19 protein-coding genes are annotated in these 24,414 nt (G+C 72.4%); 15 read left to right on the forward strand and 4 right to left on the reverse strand.

The window, feature by feature from the left end:
* The first annotated feature begins 67 nt into the window (after window positions 1-67).
* Genes ACFYZA_RS35455 through ACFYZA_RS35465 form a run of 3 tightly spaced genes read left to right on the forward strand, consistent with a single transcriptional unit; the run spans window position 68 to window position 3,422 of the window.
* Window positions 68-1,600 (forward strand): flavin-containing monooxygenase, encoded by a 1,533-nt coding sequence (locus ACFYZA_RS35455; RefSeq protein ID WP_388494589.1) that lies wholly within the window; start codon window positions 68-70, stop codon window positions 1,598-1,600.
* Window positions 1,597-2,535: an alpha/beta fold hydrolase gene (locus ACFYZA_RS35460; RefSeq protein ID WP_388494590.1), complete on the forward strand. Its 939-nt coding sequence runs from the start codon at window positions 1,597-1,599 to the stop codon at window positions 2,533-2,535. The genes ACFYZA_RS35455 and ACFYZA_RS35460 overlap by 4 nt, the downstream gene beginning before the upstream one ends.
* Complete coding sequence (locus tag ACFYZA_RS35465) at window positions 2,532-3,422, forward strand: SDR family oxidoreductase (protein WP_382599461.1); 891 nt, start codon at window positions 2,532-2,534, stop codon at window positions 3,420-3,422. The genes ACFYZA_RS35460 and ACFYZA_RS35465 overlap by 4 nt, the downstream gene beginning before the upstream one ends.
* Before the next feature lie 224 nt (window positions 3,423-3,646).
* Here the strand turns inward: ACFYZA_RS35465 and ACFYZA_RS35470 are convergent, their stop codons facing one another.
* The gene (locus tag ACFYZA_RS35470) at window positions 3,647-6,904 is read right to left on the reverse strand and encodes a S41 family peptidase (protein WP_382600855.1); all 3,258 of its coding nucleotides are present in this window, start codon (window positions 6,902-6,904) and stop codon (window positions 3,647-3,649) included.
* 234 nt (window positions 6,905-7,138) lie between these two features.
* Between ACFYZA_RS35470 and ACFYZA_RS35475 the strand changes: the two genes are divergently transcribed.
* Together ACFYZA_RS35475 and ACFYZA_RS35480 are read left to right on the forward strand one after the other, a co-directional pair.
* Complete coding sequence (locus tag ACFYZA_RS35475) at window positions 7,139-7,714, forward strand: TetR/AcrR family transcriptional regulator (protein WP_382600857.1); 576 nt, start codon at window positions 7,139-7,141, stop codon at window positions 7,712-7,714.
* Window positions 7,715-7,844: 130 nt separating this feature from the next.
* Window positions 7,845-10,070, forward strand: a complete 2,226-nt coding sequence (locus ACFYZA_RS35480) for an MMPL family transporter (protein WP_388494591.1) — start codon at window positions 7,845-7,847, stop codon at window positions 10,068-10,070.
* 151 nt (window positions 10,071-10,221) lie between these two features.
* Here the strand turns inward: ACFYZA_RS35480 and ACFYZA_RS35485 are convergent, their stop codons facing one another.
* Entirely contained in the window at window positions 10,222-10,629 is a 408-nt protein-coding gene (locus tag ACFYZA_RS35485; RefSeq protein WP_382600685.1) for an SsgA family sporulation/cell division regulator, read from the reverse strand.
* Between the two features lie 214 nt (window positions 10,630-10,843).
* Between ACFYZA_RS35485 and ACFYZA_RS35490 the strand changes: the two genes are divergently transcribed.
* The 5 genes from ACFYZA_RS35490 to ACFYZA_RS35510 all read left to right on the forward strand — a co-directional run bounded on the left by ACFYZA_RS35490 (window position 10,844) and on the right by ACFYZA_RS35510 (window position 15,888).
* On the forward strand, window positions 10,844-11,890 hold the full coding sequence (locus ACFYZA_RS35490; protein WP_388494592.1) for an energy-coupling factor ABC transporter permease: 1,047 nt from the start codon (window positions 10,844-10,846) through the stop codon (window positions 11,888-11,890).
* A gap of 1 nt (window position 11,891) precedes the next feature.
* A complete protein-coding gene (cbiQ, locus tag ACFYZA_RS35495) occupies window positions 11,892-12,653 on the forward strand; it encodes a cobalt ECF transporter T component CbiQ (protein WP_382600689.1) in 762 nt (253 codons plus the stop codon).
* Window positions 12,654-12,755: 102 nt separating this feature from the next.
* On the forward strand, window positions 12,756-13,544 hold the full coding sequence (locus ACFYZA_RS35500) for an energy-coupling factor ABC transporter ATP-binding protein (RefSeq protein WP_382600691.1): 789 nt from the start codon (window positions 12,756-12,758) through the stop codon (window positions 13,542-13,544).
* Between the two features lie 389 nt (window positions 13,545-13,933).
* Window positions 13,934-15,097, forward strand: a complete 1,164-nt coding sequence (locus ACFYZA_RS35505; RefSeq protein WP_388494663.1) for a serine hydrolase domain-containing protein — start codon at window positions 13,934-13,936, stop codon at window positions 15,095-15,097.
* Window positions 15,094-15,888, forward strand: coding sequence for an SDR family NAD(P)-dependent oxidoreductase (locus ACFYZA_RS35510; protein WP_388494593.1), 795 nt, complete (start codon window positions 15,094-15,096; stop codon window positions 15,886-15,888). Before ACFYZA_RS35505 ends, ACFYZA_RS35510 begins: the two co-directional genes overlap by 4 nt.
* Before the next feature lie 17 nt (window positions 15,889-15,905).
* On the opposite strand, the gene ACFYZA_RS35515 is transcribed toward ACFYZA_RS35510, so the two are convergent.
* The gene (locus ACFYZA_RS35515; RefSeq protein ID WP_388494594.1) at window positions 15,906-17,531 is read right to left on the reverse strand and encodes a penicillin-binding transpeptidase domain-containing protein; all 1,626 of its coding nucleotides are present in this window, start codon (window positions 17,529-17,531) and stop codon (window positions 15,906-15,908) included.
* A 134-nt stretch (window positions 17,532-17,665) separates the two neighbouring features.
* Window positions 17,666-19,483 (reverse strand): dolichyl-phosphate-mannose--protein mannosyltransferase, encoded by a 1,818-nt coding sequence (locus tag ACFYZA_RS35520; RefSeq protein ID WP_388494595.1) that lies wholly within the window; start codon window positions 19,481-19,483, stop codon window positions 17,666-17,668.
* A 76-nt stretch (window positions 19,484-19,559) separates the two neighbouring features.
* On the opposite strand from ACFYZA_RS35520, the gene rsmI reads away from it, so the two are divergent.
* From rsmI to rsmA, 5 genes are all read left to right on the forward strand, one after another.
* On the forward strand, window positions 19,560-20,447 hold the full coding sequence (gene rsmI, locus ACFYZA_RS35525; protein WP_388494596.1) for a 16S rRNA (cytidine(1402)-2'-O)-methyltransferase: 888 nt from the start codon (window positions 19,560-19,562) through the stop codon (window positions 20,445-20,447).
* Between the two features lie 192 nt (window positions 20,448-20,639).
* A complete protein-coding gene (locus tag ACFYZA_RS35530) occupies window positions 20,640-21,002 on the forward strand; it encodes a hypothetical protein (RefSeq protein WP_388494597.1) in 363 nt (120 codons plus the stop codon).
* Window positions 21,003-21,045: 43 nt separating this feature from the next.
* A complete protein-coding gene (locus ACFYZA_RS35535; protein ID WP_388494598.1) occupies window positions 21,046-21,918 on the forward strand; it encodes a TatD family hydrolase in 873 nt (290 codons plus the stop codon).
* Between the two features lie 135 nt (window positions 21,919-22,053).
* Entirely contained in the window at window positions 22,054-23,385 is a 1,332-nt protein-coding gene (locus tag ACFYZA_RS35540; protein WP_388494599.1) for a ubiquitin-like domain-containing protein, read from the forward strand.
* Window positions 23,382-24,242, forward strand: a complete 861-nt coding sequence (gene rsmA, locus ACFYZA_RS35545) for a 16S rRNA (adenine(1518)-N(6)/adenine(1519)-N(6))-dimethyltransferase RsmA (protein WP_388494600.1) — start codon at window positions 23,382-23,384, stop codon at window positions 24,240-24,242. The genes ACFYZA_RS35540 and rsmA overlap by 4 nt, the downstream gene beginning before the upstream one ends.
* The last annotated feature ends 172 nt before the right edge of the window (window positions 24,243-24,414 follow it).

Consider the following 24,414-nt stretch of genomic DNA (forward strand, 5'->3'; position numbering starts at 1 on the left):
GCTCTACGCTCCCAACAGTGCCAGTGATTGCTGGCAACGTTATGGGTCCGACCGTGGAGGCGGTGGCATGGCCAAGCACGAGCATGTACGTGTGGCGGTGATCGGCTCGGGGTTCGGCGGCCTCGGCGCGGCGGTGCGGCTGCGCCGCGAGGGGATCACCGACTTCGTCGTCCTGGAGCGGGCCGGTTCCGTCGGCGGCACCTGGCGCGACAACAGTTACCCGGGGTGCGCCTGCGACGTGCCCTCGCACCTGTACTCCTTCTCCTTCGCGCCCAACCCCGACTGGCCGCGCACCTTCTCCGGCCAGGAGCACATCCGCGCCTACCTCGAGCACGTCGCCGACGTGTTCCGGCTGCGCCCGCACATCCGCCTCGACCACGAGGTGCTGATGATGCGCTGGGACACCGAACGGCTGTGGTGGGAGATCGAGATCGCGGGCGGCCGGACCCTGACCGCCGATGTCGTCGTCTCCGCCACCGGGCCGCTCTCCGACCCCAAGATGCCGGAGATCGCCGGGCTCGACACCTTCCCCGGCAAGGTGTTCCACTCCGCGCGCTGGGACCACGACTACGACCTGCGCGGCAAGCGCGTCGCCATGGTCGGCACCGGCGCATCGGCGATCCAGATCGTGCCCGCCATCCAGCCCGAGGTCGCGAAGCTCACGCTCCTCCAGCGCACGCCGCCGTGGGTGATGCCCCGAATGGACCGTGGAATCACGGGAGTCGAGCGCTGGCTGCACCGCCAGCTGCCCTTCACCGGGGCCGCCCGGCGCGGACTCCTTTGGGGCATCAGGGAGTTGCAGGTCAGCGCGTTCACCAAGCGGCCGAACGAGCTCGGCCTCATCGAGTCGCTCGCCAAGTCCAACATGGCCCGCGCCATCAAGGACCCGGCGCTGCGGGCGAAGCTGATCCCCGACTACCGCATCGGCTGCAAGCGGATCCTGCTGTCCAGCACGTACTATCCGGCGCTCGCCCAGAGCAACGTGGACGTCGTCGCCTCCGGGCTCGCCGAGGTGCGCGGCTCCACCGTCGTCGCCGCCGACGGCACCGAGTCCGAGGTCGACGCGATCATCTTCGGCACCGGGTTCCACGTCACGGACATGCCGATCGCCGACCGGGTCGTCGGCGCCGAGGGGCACACGCTCGCCGAGTCGTGGAAGGACGGCATGCAGTCGCTGCGTGGCGCGACCGCGGCCGGGTTCCCCAACTGGATGACCATCATCGGGCCCAACACCGGCCTCGGGAACTCCTCGATGATCCTGATGATCGAGTCCCAGCTCAACTACATGGCCGACTACCTGCGGCAGTTGAACGTCCTGGGCGGCCGCACCGCGCTCGCCCCCCGGCCGTCCGCCGTCGGCGCCTGGAACCGGCAGGTGCAGGAGCGCATGAAGCGGACCGTGTGGAACACCGGTGGCTGCACCAGCTGGTACCTCGACGCCAACGGCCGCAACACCACCGCCTGGCCGGGCACCACCGGCGAGTTCCGCCGACTGACGCGCGAGGTGGACCTGGGCGAGTACGAGGTCGTACGCGCCCGGGCGGCCGAGGCGGTGTCCGCGCTCGGCGTCGCGGCCGAGGAAGCGGCGGTGTCCGCGTGAGCCGGGACGGGGCCGTGCGCCACGGGGCGTACGCGCCGCCCGCGCCCGACCGCGTACTGACCGCGCGCTCCGCCGACGGCAGCCCGCTGCACGTCGAGGTGCACGGTCCCGCCGACGCGCCCGCCGTCGTCCTGGCACACGGCTGGACCTGCTCGACCGCGTTCTGGGCCGCGCAGATCCGGGCTCTTGCCGGGGAGTGCCGGGTCATCGCCTACGACCAGCGCGGCCACGGTCGTACGGCCGCGGCCGAGGTCTGCTCCACCGAGGCGCTCGCCGACGACCTCGAAGCGGTACTCGCCGCGACGCTCGCGCCCGGCGAACAGGCCGTGCTCGCCGGGCACTCCATGGGCGGCATGACCCTCATGGCCGCCGCGGGGCGGCCGGGCCTGCGCGAGCACGCGGCGGCCGTCCTGCTGTGCAGCACCGGCGCGTCCCAGCTCGTCGCCGACTCGCGGGTGGTGCCGATGCGGGCCGGGCGCCTGCGGACCGGGCTCACCCGGCGGGTCCTGGGATCCGGCGCGCCCCTCGGGCCGGTCACGCCGCTCGCCAAGAAGGTCCTGCGGTACGCGACCATGGGGCCCGGGGCGGCCCCGGACAAGGTCGAGGCGTGCGCCCGCATCGTGCACGCCTGCCCGCGCGATGTCCGCAAGGCCTGGTCGCACGTCCTGGCCGAGCTCGAACTGGGCGGATCGGTAAGGGAGTTGAGGATGCCGACCGCAGTGGTGTGCGGAAGCGCCGACCGGCTCACACCGACCGTGCACGCGCGGCGGCTCGCGGCCGTGCTGCCCGACTGCCGCTCGCTCGACGTGCTCACCGGCGTCGGGCACATGACGCCCATCGAGGCGCCCGCATTCATCACCGAGAAGATCCGCGCGCTGGTGGCCGAGCATCTCGCCGCCCCGGCCGCCGTCGACGCCGAGGAGCGTGCCGTATGAGCAGGGTCAGTCTTGAAGGACAGGTCGCGGTCGTCACGGGTGCGGCCCGTGGCGTCGGTGAACTCCTCGCGCGCAAGCTGTCGGCGCGCGGCGCCAAGGTCGCGCTCGTCGGCCTCGAACCCGACGAGCTGAAGCGGGTCGCGGCGCGGCTGCACAGCGAGGCGGAGTCCTGGTACGCGGACGTCACCGACCACGAGGCGATGGCGCGGGTCGCCGTCGAGGTCAAGGAGCGGTTCGGGAAGGTCGACATCGTCGTCGCCAACGCGGGGGTCGCCTCCGGGGGGCCGTTCGTCGACTCCGACCCCGACGCCTGGCGCCGGGTCATCGAGGTCAACCTCATCGGCGGCGCGGTCACCGCGCGGGCGTTCCTGCCGGTCCTGATGGAGTCGCGCGGCTACTTCCTCCAGATCGCCTCGCTCGCGGCGATCACGCCGGCACCGATGATGACGGCGTACTGCGCGTCCAAGTCCGGGGTCGAGGCGTTCGCGCACAGCCTGCGCGCGGAGGTCGGCTACAAGGGGGTGCGGGTCGGGGTCGGTTACCTGTCGTGGACCGACACGGACATGGTGCGGGGGGCGGACCAGGACGAGGTGATGCGCGAGCTGCGCTCGCGGCTGCCGTGGCCCTCGAACCGGACGTATCCGCTCGGGCCCGCGGTCGACCGCATCGTCGCGGGGATCGAGCGGCGGTCCTCGCACGTGTACGCGCAGTGGTGGCTGCGGGGGATGCAGTCCGTGCGGGGGTATCTGCCGGCGGTGATCGGGGCGGTGGGGCAGCGGGAGATGCGGCGGTTCGAGCCGCGGCTCGGGTCGGTGTCGCGGGGGCTGGTCGGGGCGGGTGGCTCCGCCGACGAGCAGTCCCGGGCAACCCGCTCGGCGCGGCCCTGAGCTCCCCGGCCCCGGGGGATTTGCCCACCCGCCCGCCCGTGGCCCGGGGTTGGTTGGTTCCGGGACCCTGGGGGCTCCGCCCCCAGACCCCCGTTCGCGCCTTAAGGGCGCTCGTCCTCAAACGCCGGACGGGCTGAGGATGCCCATGCCACCGGCGCTGCCAGGGGCGCGGGGAACTGCGCGAGCGGCCACGTGCGGTCCGCGACCGAGGGCGTGACCCCGGGTCAGAGGGCTCGCGGGGGGAGTTTGGGGCGTTGGCGGTTGGGGGTGGTGGCGTAGCCCGGGGGGGTGGAGGCGGGGTGGAGGGCCAGGAGGTCCAGGGCCAGTTGGACCGCGTCGTCCAGCTGGGCGTGGCGCCCCTCCGCCCAGTCGAGGGGGGTCCGCAGGATCTCCAGGTCCGGCTCCACCCCGTGGTTCTCCACCCCCCACCCGTACTCGTCGAACCACGCCGCGTTCATCGGCACGGTGATCACCGTCCCGTCGCCCAGCACATGACGGCCCGTCATCCCGACGACCCCGCCCCAGGTGCGCTGGCCCACCACCGGGCCGAGCTTCAGCAGCCGGAACGCCGCCGTGATCATGTCGCCGTCCGACGACGTCGCCTCGTCGGCGAGGGCAACCACCGGGCCCCGAGGGGCACTTGAGGCGTAGGAGACGGGGGCCGCGTTGCGGGTCAGGTCCCAGCCCAGGATGCGGCGGGTCAGCTTCTCCACCACCAGCTCGCTGATGTGGCCGCCCGCGTTGCCGCGTACGTCCACGATCAGGGCGGGGCGGCTGACCTCCAGGCGCAGGTCGCGGTTGAACTGGGCCCAGCCCGAGCCGCCCATGTCGGGGATGTGCAGATAGCCGCACTTGCCGCCGCTCAACTCCCGTACCACCTCGCGGCGTTTGGCCACCCAGTCCTGGTAGCGCAGCGGGCGTTCGTCCACGAGGGGGACCACCGCCACTCGGCGCGAGCGGCCCTCGCCCTCGCTGGGCCGGAAGGTCAGCTCCACCGTCGTGCCGCCCGCGCCCGCGAGCAGGGGGAAGGGCCCCGACACCGGGTCGACCGGGCGGCCGTCCACATGGGTCAGGACCGCGCCCTCGCGAATCCCGGCGCCGGCCAGCGGGGAGCGGGCCTTGGAGTCCGAGGAGTCGCCGGGCAGGATGCGGCGGATCAGCCAACTGCCGTCCTTGCAGAGCATGTTGACGCCCAGGAGGCCTTGTGCGCGCTGGTAGTGCGGCGGCCCTTCGTTGCGGCGGGCTGCGGTGACGTAGGCGTGCGAGGTGCCCAGTTCGCCCAGCACTTCGCGCAGGAGGTCCGCGAACTCGTCCGGGGAGGACACGCGTCGCACCAGCGGGCGGTACTGGTCAAGCACCGCCGACCAGTCGATGCCGCACATCTGGGGCTCCCAGAAGTAGGAGCGGATGATGCGGCCCGCCTCGTCGAACGCCTGGCGCCACTCCAGGGCCGGGTCGACGTCGTGCAGGATGCGGCGCAGGTCGAGGTAGACCGTCGAGTCGCTGTCGCCGGACTCGGTGGAGGGCACCGCCCGCAGCTCGCCCTCGTCCACGACGACCAGGCGGCTGCCGTCGCCGCTGACCGCGAAGTAGTCGAGGTGGTCGACGAGTTCGGTCCTGCGGGCCTTGGAGATGTTGAAGTGCTCCAGGGTCGGGCGGCCCGAGGTGTCGGCCGGGTTGGCGAAGGTCTCGCCGAGCGCGCCCGAGATGGGCCAGCGCAGCCAGACCAGGCCGCCGCCCGAGACCGGGTACAGGGCCGAGTACTTGGAGGCGGAGACCGGGAACGGGGTGACCCGGCTCTCCAGGCCCTCCACCTCCACCGTGACCGTGCCGTCGCCCGAGTCGTCCAGCGGGTCGAGGCCGCCGGCCGCGGGCCGCCCGTCCGGCGAGAGCGCGAACGGCGAGGGCGTCGCCGAGGAGAGCGGCACCAGATAGGGGCGGCAGCCGAGCGGGAAGGACAGGTCGCCGGTGTGCACGTCGTACACCGGGTCGAAGCCGCGCCAGGACAGGAACGCGAGATAGCGGCCGTCGCTGGTGAACACCGGGTTCTCGTCCTCGAAGCGGCCGTTGGTGACGTCCACGACCGTGCGGCCGCCGGGTCCCGCGATGCGCGCCATCTTGATCTGGCGCAGCGAGCGCCCGATGCCCGGGTGCGACCAGGTCAGCCACGCGCCGTCGGGCGAGAAGGCGAGGTCGCGGACGGGACCGTTGACCGAGCGGATCAGCTCGGTGACCTCGCCGGTGGACTCCTCCGTCACGTCGATGAGCAGCAGCCGGCCGTCGTTCGCGGCGATCGCCAGGCGCTCGCCGTCCGGGTCGGACACCATCTCCTGAACCCGGCCGAGCTCGCCCGCCGCGAGGCGGCGCGGCTCGCGTTCGCCGCTGGCGCGCGGCAGGAAGGCGATCTCGACGGCGTCCTCGCCGTCCGCGTCGGTGACGTAGGCGACCTGGCCGTTGCCGCCCAGCATCTCGGGCAGCCGCACCCGCACCCCCGGGGTGTCGGCGATGGTGCGGGCCGGGCCGTCGCGGTGGGTGAGCCAGTACAGGCTGCCGCGCACCACGACGGCGCTGGCCCGGCCGGTGGTGTCGACGGACAGCGAGTCGACGTGGCTGGCGGCCGGCACCTGGTAGGTGCGCCGCCCGGCGCGCGGCCCGCCCAGGCGCACGTCCAGCTTGCGCGGTACCGAGCCGGGGGTGAGCGCGTCCACGATCCACAGGTCGCCCGCGCACTGGTAGACCACCCGGCGGCCGTCGCTGGAGGCGTGCCGGGCGTAGAAGGCGTCGTGGTCGGTGTGCCGGGTCAGGTCGCTGCCGTCGGGCAGGCAGGAGTACAGGTTGCCTACGCCCTCGTGGTCGGAGAGGAAGGCGATGCGGCCGTCCACGAACATCGGCGCGTCCAGGTGGCCGCCGATGTCGGGCAGTAGCCGCTCGCCGTGCAGCCACAGGCGGCCGGTCGCGCCGCCGCGGTAGCGCTTCCAGGCGGCCGGCTCGTGCGGCGGCTTCCCGGTGAGCAGCAGGGTGCGCCGCTCCCCGTCGACATCGGTGACGGCGATGTCGGAGACCGGGCCCCAGGGGAGCTTCCCGCCGGGGGAGCCGTCGGTGGGCACGCTGTAGGCCCAGGAGAAGTACGAGAACGGCTGGCCGTGCGAGGACACCGCGAGGATGTGGCCGTCGGGCGTCCAGCCGCACACCCGGGCGTCGGAGGACCCCCAGTAGCTGAGCCGGCGGGCCGGTCCGCCGGTCACCGGGGCCAGATGGATCTCCGGATCGAGACTGCGCCAGGTCGTGTACGCGATCTGGCTGCCGTCGGGCGAGAAGCGGGGGTGGCCGACCTTGGTGCGGTCGACGGTGACCCGCCAGGCGCGCGAGGGGCTGTGCCCGGCCGGCACCAGGGGGGCGACCCACAGGTCGTCCTCGGCGGCGAAGCACAGCAAGTCGTCGTGCAGATGCGGGAACCGGAGGTACGCGGCGTCGTCACTCACCCCCCAATGCTTTCCGCGGGGAGGGGGTGCGGCAACTTGTGGGAGGGGTTTATTCCGCTCCCGATTCCGCTCCCGCCGCTTTCCGCGCGCTCCGGCGCGCGCTTGCCCGGGCACGCCCATACGCGTACTTATCCCGCTCCGACACCTGTGGTCGACGACACAAGCGAAACGGTTCCGTTTCGCTTCGGGGCGGAGTTACCTTCGTACGGTACGCAAAAGGAGAGGAGGTCGATCATGGCGGGCAGGCTCACCCCGGAACGCGAGGCAGAGCTCTACGAAGCCGTGCTCGACCTGCTGCGCGAGGTCGGTTACGACGCCCTGACCATGGACGCCGTCGCCACCCGCACCCGCTCCAGCAAGGCCACCCTCTACCGCCAGTGGGGGAGCAAGCCGGAGCTGGTCGCACGGGCGCTGCGGCACAACAAGCCGGTCAGTCTCGCCGAGATCGACACCGGCTCGCTGCGCGGCGACTTCCAGGCGATGGTCGCCCGCGAGGACGACTGTCAGATGGAGAAGGACTCCGCGCTGATGCGGGGTCTGATGCGGGCCGTGCACGACAACCCCGAGCTCCACAAGGCGCTGCGCGAGGTACTGATCGAACCGGAGATCACCGGGCTCGACACGGTGCTGCGGCGCGCGGTGGAACGCGGTGAGGTCGCCGCGGACAACCGTGCCCTCCCCTATGTCGTACACATGATGGTCGGCGCCTTCGCCGCCCGGCAGTTCATCGAGGACCGCCCGGTCGACCAGGCCTTCCTCGCCGACTACTTCGACGCCGTGGTCCTCCCCGCCCTCGGCGACCCCCGCTAGGCACCCCCGAGCACCACCCCGCCCGGCTCCCCGCGCAGTACCCGCCCCACCTGACGCACGCCGCTCTCGTCGTCGGGCTGGTTCCCCATGCCCTGCTGGTTCCATACGACTTGACCGGGAGTACGCCCTCGTGGCCACGTTCCTCTACCGCCTAGGCAGGTTCGCCTTCCGGCGCCGCCGCTATGTCGCCCTGGTGTGGGTGGCGCTGCTCGCCCTCGCCGGATTCGGCGCGGCCTCCGCCACCACCGCCACCTCCTCCTCGTTCTCGATCCCGGGCACCGAGGCGCAGCGCGCCTTCGACCTCCTCAAGGAGCGGTTCCCGAACCAGGCCGCCGACGGCGCCACCGCCCGCATCGTCTTCAAGGCGCCCGCCGGCCAGAAGATGGCCGACCCGGCCAACAAGGCCGCGGTCGAGAAGACCGTCAAGGGTCTTGAGGCGGGCTCCGACCAGGTCGGCTCGGTCACGGACCCCTTCAAGGCCAACGCCGTCTCCGAGAACGGCAAGGGCTCCATCGCCTACATCCAGGTCTCGTACAAGACCAACGCGATGGAGCTGACCGACGACACCCGCGACGCGCTCAAGAAGAGCGGCGACGAGGCGAAGAAGTCCGGGCTCACCGTGGAGATCGGCGGTGACGCGCTCCAGGCCATGCCGGAGACCGGCTCCGGCGAGATCATCGGCGTGGTCATCGCGGGCCTGGTCCTGGTGGTCACCTTCGGCTCGCTCGTGGCGGCGGGGCTTCCGCTGCTCACCGCCCTGATCGGCGTCGGCATCGGCGTCTCCACCATCACGGCGCTCGCCAATGTGCTCGACCTCGGCTCGACCACGTCCACGCTCGCGATGATGATCGGGCTCGCGGTCGGCATCGACTACGCCCTGTTCATCGTCTCCCGCTACCGGGCCGAGCTCGCCGAGGGCAGGGAACGCGAGGAAGCCGCCGGACGGGCCGTCGGCACGGCCGGGTCCGCCGTGGTGTTCGCCGGCCTGACCGTGGTCATCGCGCTCGTCGGCCTCGCCGTCGTCAACATCCCGATGCTCACGAAGATGGGCGCGGCCGCCGCGGGCACCGTCGTCATCGCCGTGCTCATCGCGCTCACCCTGATACCCGCGCTGCTCGGCTTCGCCGGCAAGCGGGTGCTCGGCCGCAAGGCGCGCAAGGCGCACGAGCGGGGCGAGAAGGCCGCCGACGCCAAGCCCAACATGGGCACCCGCTGGGCGAGCTTCGTCCTGCGCAGGCCGGTGTGGGTGCTCCTCGCCGGTGTCATCGGCCTCGGCGCGATCGCGCTCCCGGCGAGCTCGCTCCAGATGGGCCTGCCGGACGACGGCTCGCAGCCGACCTCCACCACCCAGCGCCGCGCCTACGACAACCTCTCCGAGGGCTTCGGTCCCGGCTTCAACGGGCCGCTCATGGTCGTCGTCGACGGCAAGGGCGCCGCCGCCGGCGTGCGGGGCGCGGCCGATGCCACGGTCGACGCGATCAAGAAGCTCCCGGACGTCGGCCCGGTGCTCCCGCCGATGTTCAACAAGGACTCGGGCAACGACACGGCGACCATCACGGTCATCCCGAAGTCCAAGCCGTCCTCCACCGAGACCGAGGACCTCGTCCACTCGATCCGGGACACCGGTGCCTCGCTCAAGGCCGACACCGGGGCCAAGCTCCTGGTGACCGGCTCGACCGCGATGAACATCGACTTCTCGCAGAAGATGAACGACGCGCTGCTGCCCTATCTGGCACTCGTCGTCGGTCTCGCCTTCCTGCTCCTGATGGTGGTCTTCCGCTCGGTCCTGGTCCCGCTGAAGGCGGCCCTCGGCTTCCTGCTCTCGGTGGTCGCCGCCCTCGGCGCGGTCGTCGCGGTGTTCCAGTGGGGCTGGCTCGGCTCGGTGTTCGGCGTGCAGCAGACCGGCCCGATCATGTCGATGATGCCGATCTTCATGGTGGGTGTGGTCTTCGGTCTCGCGATGGACTACGAGGTCTTCCTGGTCACGCGGATGCGCGAGGCGTACGTCCACGGCGAGCGGCCGGGACAGGCGATCGTCACCGGGTTCAGGCACGGCGCCCGGGTGGTGACGGCGGCCGCCGTGATCATGATCGCGGTGTTCTCCGGCTTCATCGGCTCCAGCGAGCAAATGATCAAGATGATCGGCTTCGGCCTCGCGATCGCGGTCTTCTTCGACGCGTTCGTCGTCCGGATGGCGATCGTGCCCGCGGTGCTCGCGCTGCTCGGCGCGAAGGCCTGGTGGCTGCCGCGCTGGCTGGACCGGGTGCTGCCCAACGTCGACGTCGAGGGCGAGGGCCTGCGCAAGCACACGGAGGCCGGCGACACCGACGGCGATCGCGAACTGGCGCGGGTCTGACCCCCGCCCCCTGAACGCCGGGACCCCACGAACCGAGCGGCCGTGGGTCCCGGCCGGTGCGGGCGGCCTGTGGGGACGGGACCGCCGGTGCCGCGAAGGCCCCCCGTGCGCGATGCGCACGGGGGGCCTTCGCGTGGTCCCGGTGCCGGACTCAGCGCCGCCGGCCGGCCGGGGACGGGGCCGCGGGCACGTCGGTGGCGTAGGTGTGGCGCAGGAAGCGGACCAGGGGCGAGCTGTCGAACTGGACCACGGCCACTCCGTCCGGCGAGTGGAATTCGAGCACCGTCTGGGCCCGGCCGCACGGCCAGACGCTCACATCGCCCTTGCGGGCCGGGGCGCGCAGGCCCGATTCGAGGAGGTCGCGCGGGAAGATCCACTCGTTGCCGCCGGGGAAGGCGAAGCAGACCGCGCCGGGCGAGCCGGCCGCGTCGTAGCGCAGCGCCACGGGGACCGGGTTGGAGAGCGGGGCGTCCGTGACGATCCTGGCCCGGGCGTGGTCCTCCACGGAGCTGCGATCGGCGGCGTGGTCCTCGGCGTGGCCCTCGACTGCGGGGGACATCGGTCGCTCCTCACGCTGGGTGCTGCTGATGAATACCGGTACGCGTTATTTGTTATCCAATGTCCCATAATTTCCTGGTAAGCCCTCGGCGAGTCGGCTTGGCATCTGTCATTCGGCCGCTCTTGCAAGAGGTTCGCAACAAGGCACTATCATCAAACGGTTCTGCGCATGCCGCGCAGGGAAGAGGGCGCCAACGGGAAATCGGAGTCCACCCATGCATGTACCCGATGGATTCATCAACGCACCTGTATCGGCGGTCACAGGTGTGGTCGCCGCCGGAGCCGTCGCCGTCTCCCTGCGCGGGGCGCGGCGCGAACTCGACGAGAAGACGGCGCCCCTCGCGGGCCTGGTCGCCGCGTTCATCTTCGCCGTGCAGATGCTGAACTTCCCCGTCGCGGCCGGTACCAGCGGCCATCTGCTGGGCGGCGCGCTCGCGGCGATACTCGTCGGGCCCTACACGGGTGTGCTGTGCGTCTCCGTGGTCCTGCTCATGCAGGGCATCCTCTTCGCCGACGGCGGGCTCACCGCGCTCGGCGTCAACATCACCGACATGGCGATCACCACCACGGTCGTCGCCTACGTCCTGTTCCGCGCCCTGGTCAAGGTGCTGCCCCGCACCCGCCGCTCGGTGACCGTCGCCTCCTTCGTGGCCGCGCTCGTCTCGGTGCCTGCCGCCGCCCTCGTCTTCACCGCGATCTACGCGCTCGGCGGCACCACCGACGTGCCGATCACCAAGGTGCTCACCGCGATGGTCGGCGTGCACGTCCTCATCGGCATCGGCGAGGCCGTCATCACCGCGCTCACGGTCGGCGCCGTCATCGCCGTACGCCCCGACCTCGTGCACGGCGCCCGCGGCCTGACCGCGCCGCTCAAGCTGCGCGTCGGCGGCGAACTCGTCGACGCGCCCGCCGCCGCCCCGGCCGCGGCCCGCACCCGGTCGACCAGGAAGGTCTGGGGCTTCGGCATCGTCACCGCCCTGCTGCTCGCCGGATTCGTCTCGTTCTACGCCTCGGCCAGCCCCGACGGCCTGGAGAAGGTCGCCCACGACAAGGGCATCGACGCCAAGACCACCCAGCACGCCTCCTCCGAATCGCCGCTCGCCGACTACTCGGTCAAGGACATCGGCGACGCCCGCCTGGCGGGCGGTCTCGCCGGGGTGATCGGCGTCGGCGTCACCGTCGCCGTCGGCAGCGGTGTGTTCTGGGCGGTGCGCCGGCGCCGCGCCGACAGCGCGCCCGAGCGCACCCCGGAAGCGGTCTGACATGGGAGCGGGCCACTCCCACCGGCTCTACCGGCACGGGCACTCGCCGGTCCACGAACTGCCCCCGCACTGCAAGCTCGCCGCGGTGTTCCTGTTCGTGGTCGTCGTGGTGTCCACGCCGCGCGAGGCGATGTGGGCCTTCGCGCTGTACGCCGTGCTGCTCGCCCTCGTGGCGGGAGCGGCCCGCATCCCGGCCGGATACCTCCTCAAGCGGCTGCTCATCGAGATCCCGTTCGTGGCGTTCGCGGTGCTCATGCCGTTCGTCGTGCCCGGCGAGCAGGTGCACGTGCTCGGCCTCTCGCTCAGCGAGAACGGGCTGTGGGGCGCCTGGAACGTCCTCGCCAAGGGCACCCTCGGCGTCGCCGCCTCCGTGATCCTCGCCTCCACCACCGAACTGCGCGCCCTGCTGCTCGGCCTCCAGCGCCTCAAGCTGCCGCCGCTGCTCGTCCAGATCGCCTCCTTCATGATCCGGTACGGGGACGTCATCACCGACGAGATGCGGCGGATGTCCATCGCCCGCCGCTCACGCGGATTCGAGGCGCGCGGAGTGCGCTCCTGGGGCGTCCTCGCCAAGTCGGCGGGCGCGCTCTTCATCCGCTCCTACGAGCGCGGCGAACGCGTCCATCTCGCGATGGTCAGCCGTGGATACGCCGGGTCCATGCCGGTGATCGACGAGGTCACGGCCACCCGCGCCCAGTGGACGCGGGCCGCCGCCCTGCCCGTGACGGCGCTCGCCGTCTGCCTGCTCGGCTGGACGCTGTGACGCCCCCGACCTCCCCGCACTCCGGGGCCGCGCTTCCCGGCGCCTCCCCGCACCTCGGGGCCGCCCTGCTTCCCGGCGCCCCCATGACCGCTGAGGCACCCCATGACTACTCCTGAGGCCATCGTGAACGTCCCCTCCCTCGAAGTGTCCGGGCTCGCCTTCGCCTACCCCGACGGGCACCAGGCGCTGTTCGGCGTCGACCTGACGGTGGGCCGCGGCGAGCGGGTCGCGCTGCTCGGGCCCAACGGCGCCGGCAAGACCACCCTCGTCCTGCACCTCAACGGCATCCTCGAAGGCGGCGCCGGATCGGTGACCGTGGCCGGGCTTCCCGTCGCCAAGAAGAATCTCGCCGAGATCCGGCGCCGGGTCGGCATCGTCTTCCAGGACCCCGACGACCAGCTCTTCATGCCGACCGTCCGCGAGGACGTCGCCTTCGGCCCGGCCGCGTCCGGGATGCGGGGGGCGGAGCTGGAGGAGCGGGTGATGGGGGCGCTCGCGCAGGTCGGCATGGCCGAGTACGCCGACCGGCCCCCGCACCACCTGTCCTTCGGACAGCGGCGCCGGGTCGCCGTCGCGACGGTGCTCTCGATGTCCCCGGAGATCCTGGTCCTGGACGAGCCGTCGTCCAACCTCGACCCGGCGTCGCGGCGTGAACTGGCGGACATCTTGCGGGGGTTGGACGTCACCGTGCTCATGGTGACCCATGACCTTCCCTATGCGCTCGAACTGTGCGGGCGTTCGGTGATCCTCAGCGACGGGGTCATCGCGGCGGACGGGCCCACGGCGGACGTCCTGTCCGACGGGGACCTGATGCGTGCGCACCGCCTTGAACTGCCCTTCGGCTTCGACCCGTCGTCGACGGTCGCCCCGCTGGGGCGGGCGGGCGCGTAGCGACTTCCCTGCGGAGTTGCGGCTGGCTGGTCGGGGTGCGCAGACCCGGGTGCGCTGGGGCTCTGCCCCGGGTCCCGGGTTTTGGCCCCTCCCCGCCCCTTCCCGCAACCCTCCGGGGGTGGAATGGGGATGGGGCGGGCTTCCGGGGGCTTCGCCCCCGGGCCCCCTGGTTCGGCTGCGGGCCGTGCGTGGCTGGTCGCGCAGTTCCCCGCGCCCCTTAGCGGTACGGGGGTTGGGCCGCACCGGCAGTCCCAGCCCGTCCGGCGATTGAGGACGAGCGCCGTTCAGGCGCGAACGGGGTCCGGGGCGGAGCCCCAGGGGGGAACGGGGTCCGCGTGGGGCACCATGGGGAGGGGTGCCGGTGGGGTGCCCGGCATCGTGGGGAGCGGATCGTGGTCGACGTACAGGGCGCCGTGGCACCGGGCTACGAACCGGTGAAGGACGCCTTCGTGCGCAACTTCACGCACCGGGCCGACCGCGGCGCGGCCGTCGCCGTGTACCGCGACGGCCGCAAGGTCGTCGACCTCTGGGCCGGCACCAAGGACGTGGACGGCACCGCCCCCTGGGCGCTCGACACCGCCCAGATCGTCCGCTCGGCCACCAAGGGCGTGGCCGCCGCCGTCCCCCTGCTCCTGCACCAGCGCGGCCGCCTCGACCTGGACGCCCCGGTGTCGACGTACTGGCCCGAGTTCAAGACGGCCGGCAAGGAACGCACCCTGGTGCGCCATCTGCTCGCGCACCGGGCCGGAGTGCCCGCCCTTGACCGTCCGCTCACCCCGGCCGAGGCCACCGACGGCGAAACGGGCCCTGCCGCCGTCGCCGCCCAGGCCCCGCTCTGGGAGCCCGGCACCGCGCACGGCTATCACGCCCAGACGTACAGCTGGCTGCTCGGCGAGCTGGTCCGGCGCGTCACCGGGCGCACCATCGGCCGCTGGCTCGCCGAGGAGATAGCCGGGCCGCTCGGCCTGGACTTCTGGCTGGGCGTGCCGGACACCGAGGCGCACCGGGTGGGCCGGGTCGGCCCGGTCGAGGCGCCCGAGGGCGAGGGCGGGCTCCGGCTGCGGCCCAGGCGGAACGTCGCCGAGGCCTACGGGGACCCCGACTCGCCGACCCGCCGCGCGTTCGGCGCGATCGACCCGCTGCCCGACGAGAACGACCCCGCCTACCGAGCCGCCGAACTCCCCGCGTCCGCCGGCATCTCCACCGCCCGCGCGCTGGCCCGCTTCTACGCCGCCACGATCGGCCGAGTCGACGGCGGGCAGCGCCTGTTCGCGCCCGCCACGCTCACCCTGGCCCGCACCGAGGAGAGCGCCGGACCCGACCGGGTGCTGGTCGTGAACACCCGCTTCGGGCTCGGGTACATGCTGCACGGCCCGGCCTCCCCGCTGCTCGCCGCCGGGTCCTTCGGGCACCCCGGACGCGGCGGCTCGCTGGGCTTCGCCGACCCCGAGTCGGGCCTCGCGTTCGGCTATGTGACCAACGGCCTGCAGAAGGGCGTCACCGCGGATCCCCGCGCCCAGGCACTGGTGAGGGCGCTACGTTCGACCGTATGACGCATTCTCGGATCGCTTCGCACACGGCACGTTTCGCGGGACACACGGCGCTGGTCACCGGCGCGGGGCGCGGCATCGGCGCGGCCATCGCGCGCAGGCTGACCGCCGAGGGCGCCCAAGTCCTCGTCGCCGACATCGACTTGGCGCGTGCGCGGGCGGTCGCCGCCGACCTGGTGGGCGCCGTCGCCCGGCACTGCGACGTGGCCGACCGCGCCTCGGTGGAGGCCGCGGTCGCCTTCGCCGTCGAGGAGTTCGGCCGGCTCGACGTCCTGGTCAACAACGCCTACTCCTGCACCCCGGACGCCGAGCGCTTCGAGGACGAGGACGACGAGGAGTGGGCCCGCGACCTCGACATCACCCTCACCGGCGCCTTCCGCTGCGCCCGCGCCGCCCTCCCGCACCTGGCGGCCTCCGGCCGGGGCGCGATCGTGAACATCGGCTCGGTCAACGGCGAGCAGGACTTCGGCAACCACGCCTACAGCGCCGCCAAGGCGGGCCTCGCCTCCCTGACCCGTACGCTCGCCGGGGACGCCGCGCCGCGCGGGGTGCGGGTCAATCTCGTGCACCCCGGCACCATCCGCACGCCCGCCTGGGACGGCCGCGAGGCCCAGCTGGAGCGGCTGTCGGCGGCGTATCCGCTGGGCCGGGTCGGCGAGCCCGACGACATCGCGGCGGCCGTGGCCTTCCTGGCCTCCTGCGACGCGGCCTGGATCACCGGCACCACACTGCGCGTGGACGGCGGCCTCCTCGCCGTCAACACCGGCTTCCAGCAGTCGGCCCAGGACGGGTAGGGGCACCCTGGCCGGTGTCAGCCCGCGCGCAGGACCTGGGCGACGATGGGCCCCGCCGCGTCACCGCCGTGGCCGCCGGACTGGACGAGGGCGGCGGCCGCGAGGTCGTCGCTGTAGCCGGTGAACCAGCTGTCCGACTTGTTCTGGCCGTCCTTCTCCGCCGAGCCGGTCTTGGCGCCCTTGACCCCGCCGACGCTCGCCATGGCCTGCGTCGCCGTTCCGTACGAGGCGGTCGCGGTGATGTGCATCATCTCGCGCAGCTGGGCGGCGATGCCGGAGGGCAGCGGGTCGGCCTGGGCCAGCTCGCGGCCGTCGAGGGACTGCGGCACGATCACCGGCTGGCGGAAGCGGCCCGACTTCGCGGTCGCCGCGACCGACGCCATGTCGAGCGGGCTCATCTGGACCTTGCCCTGCCCGATGTAGGCGGCGGCCGTCTCGGCCCCGGCCGACGCGGGCACGCTGCCGTCGAAGGACGGCACGCCGACCTTCCAGTCCTGGCCGATGCCGAAGTAGTCGGCGGCGACCCGGCCCAGCGCGGCATCGTCGTTCACGTCGTCGACGAGCTTGATGAAGGCGGTGTTGCAGGACTTGGCGAAGCTCATGGAGAAGGGCTTGTTGTCCAGCGAGAAGTTGTTGAGGTTGTGGAAGGTGACGCCCTGCCACATCACGTCGGAGGGACACTCGGTCGGCTTGTCCGGCGACGCCTTGCCCTTCTCGATCAGCATCGCCGCCGTGACGATCTTCATCGTCGAGCCCGGGGCGACCCGGCCCTGGAGCGAGGCGGGGAACTTGTCGTTCCGGTTGTCCGCGACCGCCCGGATCTCACCGGTGCTGGGCCGCACCGCGACCACCGAGGACTCCCCGAACCGCTTCACCGCCTGCTCGGCGGCGGCCTGCACATCCGCGTCGAGCGTCGTCTTCAGCTTGCCCGGGGTGCCCTTCTGAAGGGTGATCAAGGTGCGCGCCGGGGTGCCGTTGCCCTGGATCTGGAGCTCGACGCCCGGCGTGCCGTTCACCTTCGCGCCGTACTTCTCGCGCAGCCCGTCCAGGATCGCGCCGAGCGAGGGGTACTTCTCCTTGGTCAGCGGACGGTCCTTGACGTCGACGGCCTGGATCTCCGGGTTCTGCGCCTGGTCGGTCACCAGGTGCTCGCCCTTCTTCAACTGCGGGTAGAGCACCGCGGGCTGCCAGTCGACGAGCGGCTTGTGCGTGGACTCGCCCCGTACGACGGTGAGTTGGGAGGCGTAGGACAGCGGAGCCGTCTTCCCCCCGAACGAGACGTCGGCCTTCACCGTGTACGGGACGACCGCCCCGTTCGGCGCGCCCGGCGTGACCGTCACGTGGGTGATGTGGGCCTGGTCGCTGAAGCCGGACAGGGCCGTGGAGGCGTCCGTCTGGTTGTTGGTCAGGGCGGCGGCCCCCGCCGCGTCGCCCTTCGCCCAGGCCTGCAGGAAGCTGGTGGACGTCTCCTTGATCTCGTCCGCTCCCGGCGGCCCGGTGCGGGCGGGCGCACCCTGTGTGCGCGTCCCGCCGGAACCCTTGTCGTCGCTCCCGCCGACCAGTGCGTAGCCCCCGTACGCCACGCCTCCGGCGACCACCACGAACACCCCGCCCACGATGGCGACCTTCGCTCCGCTGCGCATCCCGCAGTTCCCCTCCCCAGGAGTCCCCCGAACCTCTTGAACGTGTTCAAGGGTTACTTGGGAGTGACTCTACGGGACGGGAGCGACAGCGGGTCTCGCAGTTGTCCGAACGGTTACCGGAACGGGACCCGGCGTCACACCCAGCTGTCCAGCCACATCCGGCTGCGCCAGGAGTCCAGCGGGATGGGCGTACCGGTGTAGATGGGCCAGAAGTACACGAAGTTCCAGACGATGAGCAGCACGAGCACGCCGGCCCCGATCGCCCCGACCGCACGCCGCCGCTCCCCGGGGGCAAGCCCCGGATCCACCGGAACGGCCGCGCCGCGCGTCACCTGCGGTGGCCCGATGATCGCCCCGATCATCATCGCCACCGCGAGACACAGGAACGGCACGAAGACGACCGCGTAGAAGAAGAAGATCGTCCGCTCCTGGTACATGAACCAGGGCAGGTACCCGGCCGCGATGCCGCACGCGATCGCGCCCGCCCGCCAGTCGCGCCGGAAGAACCAGCGCCACAGGACGTACAGGAGCGCGAAGCAGCCGGCCCACCACAGCAGCGGGGTGCCGAGTGCCAGGACCTCGGAGGCGCACTTGCCGCCCGCGTCCGAAGGGCAGCCGTCGGAGCCGGGGCCGGGGCTCTCGTAGTAGTACGAGACCGGCCGGCCGAGGACCAGCCAGCTCCACGGGTTCGACTGGTAGGTGTGGCCCTCGGTGAGGCCGACGTGGAAGCTGTAGACCTCGGTCTCGTAGTGCCAGAAGCTGCGCAGCGAGGCCGGCACCCAGCTCAGGTCGAACTGCGGCAGGTGGTTGATCGTGCCGATGACCGGGAGCTTGACGTGGTCGGGGGACAGGCCCGCGCGGCCGTCCGCCCAGTGCCGCCCGTACCCCTTGTCGGTGGCGAACCAGCCCGTCCACGACACCATGTACGTGGCGATCGCCACCGGCACCGTGGACACGAACGCCCAGAACGCGTCCCGGCGGAGCACCGCCCGGTAGGGGCTGACCGCACCGGCCGTGCGCCGGGCGCCCGCGTCCCACAGGACGGCCATCACGCAGAAGAAGACCAGGATGTACAGGCCGTTCCACTTGGTGCCGCAGGCCAGGCCGAGCATGACCCCGGCCCCGATCCGCCAGGGCCGCCACCCGAACCGCAGACTCGCCGCGATCTCGGCGTCCGGGCGCAGCAGCCCGTCCTCGTCCTCGGGCAGCGCCGCCGCGAGCCTGGCTCTCGTGCGGTCGCGGTCGACCAGGAGGCAGCCGAAGGCGGCCACGACGAAGAACATCACGACCGTGTCGAGCAGCGCGGTGCGGCTCATCACGAAGTGCAGCCCGTCGACCGCGAGCAGCGCGCCGGCCAGGCAGCCCAGGAACGTCGAGCGGAAGAGGCGCCGCCCGATCCGGCAGATCAGCAGCACCGACAGGGTGCCGAGGACGGCGACCATGAAGCGCCAGCCGAACGGCGTGAAGCCGAACATCTTCTCGCCGATGCCGATCAGGTACTTGCCGACCGGCGGATGCACCACATAGCCCGGCGCGGTCGGCACCGAGATGAGGTCCGGGTTGGCGAGGATCGACTTGTCGATGTCCTTCGGCCAGTCGCCCTCGTAGCCGTGGTTGATGAGCGCCCAGGCGTCCTTGGCGTAGTACGTCTCGTCGAATATCACCGCGTGCGGGGAACCCAGGTGCCAGAACCGCATGAGCCCCGCGACCAGGGTCACCAGGAGCGGCCCCGCCCACGCCGACCAGCGCACGATGCGGGCCGCCCACAGCGGCCCGATGCCGAGCACCGTCCACAGCTGGCCCGCGGGCTCGGCGAAGGGCGGCACCAGGCGCTCGCGCAGCCCGGTTCTCGGCCGCACGACATGGCCGAACCGGCGCATGCGGTGCCGCCAGGAAGGCGGTTCGTTCCCGGCGTCGTGGCCCGGTCGGGTCTGTGGCGCAGTACTGGTCACCGCGCCATCGTAGGGAACTCGCCTGTGGGAGTCCCGTGGCCGGGCCCGGCGGCCTCGGCCACGGCGGGCTGCGAGGATGGTCGGTGTGACCGGAACACTCGTACTCGCAGGCACCCCCATCGGCGACACCGCGGACGCCCCGCCCCGGCTCGCCGCCGAACTGGAGCGGGCCGACGTCGTCGCCGCGGAGGACACCCGGCGGCTCCGCCGCCTCACCCAGGCGCTCGGCGTCCACACCACGGGCCGGGTCGTGTCCTACTTCGAGGGCAACGAGTCGGCGCGCACCCCCGAACTGGTCGAGGCCCTCGAAGGCGGCGCCCGGGTGCTGCTCGTGACCGATGCCGGCATGCCCTCGGTCTCCGACCCGGGCTACCGCCTGGTCGCGGCCTGCGTCGAGAAGGACATCAAGGTCACGGCGGTGCCGGGTCCCTCGGCCGTGCTCACCGCGCTCGCCCTGTCCGGGCTGCCCGTGGACCGCTTCTGCTTCGAGGGCTTCCTGCCGCGCAAGGCGGGCGAACGCCTCGGGCGGCTGCGCGAGGTCGCCGACGAGCGGCGCACCCTCGTCTACTTCGAGGCCCCGCACCGGCTCGACGACACCCTCGCGGCGATGGCCGAGGTGTTCGGCGCCGAGCGGCGCGCGGCGGTGTGCCGGGAGCTGACCAAGACGTACGAGGAGGTCAAGCGCGGCCCGCTGAAGGACCTCGCACAGTGGGCGGCCGAGGGGGTGCGCGGCGAGATCACCGTCGTGGTCGAGGGCGCTCCCGAGACCGGCCCGGCCGATCTCGACGCGGCCGAGCTGGTGCGGCGCGTACAGGTCAGGGAGGAGGCGGGGGAGCGGCGCAAGGAGGCCATCGCGGCCGTCGCCGTCGAGACCGGTCTACCCAAGCGAGAGGTCTTCGACGCGGTTGTCGCGGCAAAGAACGCGGCACGTCAGAGCCCCGCGGACGGTAAAGGACTATCGTAAAAAGTAAAACGCAGGCCGCGCACCGGGGCGGAGAAAAGCACGCAGCCCTAGGAAAGGCCAAGACCGCGCCAACTCTCGACAGCACCTGATGCATTTTGGCAGCGAAAGGCGTCTCCTGGATCGGGGACCTTTTCGCCCCCGCTCGCAAGAGCGCTCGCAAGAGCTTGTCCAGCGGACAAGAGGAGCCGGCACATGAGTGAGATCGCTGAGACCACGGCACACGAGGCATACGCCTTCGCGTGCATGCGGTGCGGATACGGCTGGGAACAGGCGTACGAGATAGAGCACCACGTAGACGCCACTGGCCAGGCATTCGTCATATACAAGGCCAACGGCGAACGGGTGCCCTCCCCGCTGTCCGCCCCCACCTGCCTCAACTGCGGCGGCCACGTGGTGCGCATCATGCGCGCCGGGCGGGTGTCCTCCGCGCAGCAGGTCCAGCGCCGCGCGTCCGCCCCGGCGCAGCCCGGGCCCCAGGACGCGGCCGACTCCACCGTGAAGCCGGAGCACCACTGGCACCTGTCCGACCTCCTGCACCCCTTCCACCGCAAGTAGGCACCGGGCGCCGGGGGCGCGTGCCCTTTCGTAGGATCGGCGCATGAGCGCCGCCAAAGATGCCCCGCCCCCGCTGCCCGAGCCCCTAGGGGTGGCGGTGGCCGATTCGCACACCCACCTGGACATGCAGGACGGCACGGTCGAACAGGCCCTGGAAAAGGCCGCGGCCGTCGGCGTCACCACCGTGGTCCAGGTGGGCTGCGACGTGTTGGGCTCCCAGTGGGCCGCCGACACCGCCGAGGCGTACGCGGCCGTCCACGCGGCCGTCGCCCTGCACCCCAACGAGGCCCCCCGGATCGTCCACGGGGACCCCGACGGCTGGTCGCGCCAGGGCGCACGCGGCCCCGGCGGCGAAGGCGCGCTCGACGAGGCGCTCGCCGAGATCGAGCGGCTCGCCGCGCTGCCCTGGGTCAAGGCCGTCGGCGAGACCGGCCTCGACCACTTCCGTACCGGGCACGAGGGCAAGGCCGCCCAGGAGCGGTCCTTCCGGGCGCACATCGAGATCGCCAAGCGGCACGACAAGGCGCTCGTCATCCACGATCGCGAGGCGCACGCCGATGTGCTGCGCATTCTGCGCGAGGAAGGCGCCCCCGAACGGACCGTCTTCCACTGTTATTCCGGCGACGCGGAAATGGCCGAACTCTGCGCGGAATCCGGGTACTTCATGTCCTTCGCCGGAAACATGACCTTCAAAAACGCCCAGCCGTTGCGGGACGCTCTCGCGGTCGCCCCGCGAGAACTCGTTCTCGTCGAGACGGATGCGCCGTTCCTCACGCCGGCGCCGTACCGCGGACGGCCCAATGCGCCGTATCTCATTCCGGTCACGGTGCGTGCCATGGCGGCCGTCAAGGGCGTCGGCGAAGACGTGCTGGCCGCGGCGATCGCCGACAACACCGCGCGGGCGTTTGATTACTGAGCGATAACAAATCCGGCCATCGTGAGGCGGCGCGCAGAGTAACGCCACGACACTGCGTAGTCGAGCTGCTTTGGAGAGTGACCGTCCCTCCGCTAGTGTCCCGGCCCGCACCATCGGACCGGACCCCGGAGCGTCGTGAGCAATTCGCAGGGCAGTCACCGTGCCGCACGCGGCGGCCACCGCACCGCGACCGTCACCGCGCCGCCTCCCCACGGCACCGCGTACGCCGACCACGACACCCGGATCGCGCCGGCGGCCCCCGTCCCCGAGCCGCGCGGCCCCGAGCCGTCCGGGCCGCCGCCCGGCCAGGACGCCGACAGCGGCGGGCGGGCCGGGGCGCGCCGGGCCGCCCGGCGCCGCAAGTCCTCGGCCGGGCCCGACCGGCTGCGCCGGCTCGTCCCGCAGGCCCTGGTCGTCGCGTTCCTGGCGGGCGGCACCTCCGCGTTCCTGGTCAGCGACAAGGCCGTCAAGCTCACCGTCGACGGCGTCCCGCGCACCATGCACACCTTCGCCGACAGCGTCGAGGAACTCCTCGCCGACGAACACGTACCGGTCGGCGCGCACGACATCGTGGCGCCCGGCCCCGGCGCGGCGCTGGCGGGCGGCGACGAGGTCGTGGTGCGCTACGGCCGCCCCGTCCAGCTCACCCTCGACGGGCAGCGCCGCCAGGTGTGGACGACGGCCGACACCGTCGAGGGCGCCCTGCGCCAGCTCGGGGTGCGGGCCGAGGGCGCCTATCTCTCGGCGTCCCGCTCCTCGGCGATCGGCCGCGCCGGCCTCACCCTCGACGTACGCACCGAACGCTCGGTGACCTTCCTCGCGGACGGCCGCGAACGCACCCTGCGCACCAACGCGGCCACCGTCGCCGAGGCGCTCCAGGAGGCGGGCATCTCCCTCCAGGGCCAGGACACCACCTCCGTACCCGGTGCCTCCTTCCCGCGCGACGGGCAGACCGTCACCGTCATGCGGATCAGCGGCACCAAGGAGGTGCGCGAGGAGCCCATCCCGTTCCGGGTCGAGAAGGCCAAGGACGCCTCCCTGTTCGCGGGCACCCAGGTCGTGGTCCGCCAGGGCGAGCAGGGCGCCCGCAAGGTCACCTACGCGCTGCGGACCGTCAACGGCGTCAAGCAGAAGCCGCGGAAGATCGCCGAGGAGATCGTGCGCGCCCCGGTCACCCAGCAGGTCAAGGTCGGCACCAAGGCGCTGCCGTCCTCGGTGGGCGGCGCCGACCACCTCAACTGGAGCGGCCTGGCGCACTGCGAGTCCGGCGGCCGGCCGGGCGCGCTCGACCCGTCGGGCACCTATGGCGGGCTCTACCAGTTCGACCCCGGCACCTGGCACGCGCTGGGCGGCAGCGGGCGGGCCGAGCAGGCGCCGGCCGCCGAGCAGACGTTCCGGGCGAAGAAGCTCTTCGTGACCCGGGGGTCGAGCCCGTGGCCGCACTGCGGCCGTAGGCTGTATCGGTGAGCACCACTGAGCCCGACGCACTCCTTACCCCCGCCGACGTCCGTGAACTGGCCGCAGCGCTTGGCGTACGCCCCACCAAGCAGCGCGGCCAGAACTTCGTCATCGACGCCAACACGGTCCGCCGGATCGTGCGTACCGCCGAGGTCCGCCCCGACGACGTGGCGGTGGAGGTGGGGCCGGGTCTCGGCTCGCTGACCCTGGCGCTCCTGGAGGCGGCGGACCGCGTGGTGGCGGTCGAGATCGACGACGTGCTCGCGGCGGCCCTGCCCGCCACGATCCAGGCGCGGATGCCCGCGCGGGCCGACCGCTTCGCGCTGGTCCACTCCGACGCGATGCTCGTCCAGGACCTGCCGGGCCCGGCTCCCACCGCGCTGGTCGCGAACCTCCCGTACAACGTGGCGGTCCCGGTGCTCCTCCACATGCTGGACCGCTTCCCGAGCATCGAGCGCACCCTGGTCATGGTCCAGGCGGAGGTCGCCGACCGGCTCGCGGCGAAGCCGGGCAACAAGGTGTACGGGGTGCCGTCGGTCAAGGCGAACTGGTACGCCGACGTCAAGCGTGCCGGGTCGATCGGGCGGAACGTGTTCTGGCCCGCGCCGAACGTGGACTCCGGGCTCGTGTCGCTGGTCCGCCGCGCGGCCCCCGTGGTGACGACGGCCTCCAAGGCGGAGGTCTTCGCGGTGGTCGACGCGGCGTTCGCCCAGCGCCGCAAGACGCTCCGCGCGGCGCTGTCCGGCTGGGCGGGCTCGCCGGCGGCGGCCGAGGCGGCGCTGGTGGCGGCGGGGGTTTCGCCCCAGGCGCGGGGCGAGGCGCTGACGGTGGAGGAGTTCGCGGCGATCGCCGAGCACCGGCCCTGATCCCTCCGGGGGTGGAAGTGGGGTGGGTGGGCTTGGGGGGGGGGGGCCCCGGCCCCCCCGGGGGGGGGGGGGGCGGGGGGGGGGGGGGGCGGGGGGGGCCCCCCCCCCCCAAAAAAGGGTGTGGGGGCGCCACCCCGAGATAATACCCGCACCCGGGTGGTGTAGAGCGCGC

Source organism: Streptomyces sp. NPDC001828, from assembly GCF_042892175.1.
Lineage (GTDB): Bacteria > Actinomycetota > Actinomycetes > Streptomycetales > Streptomycetaceae > Streptomyces.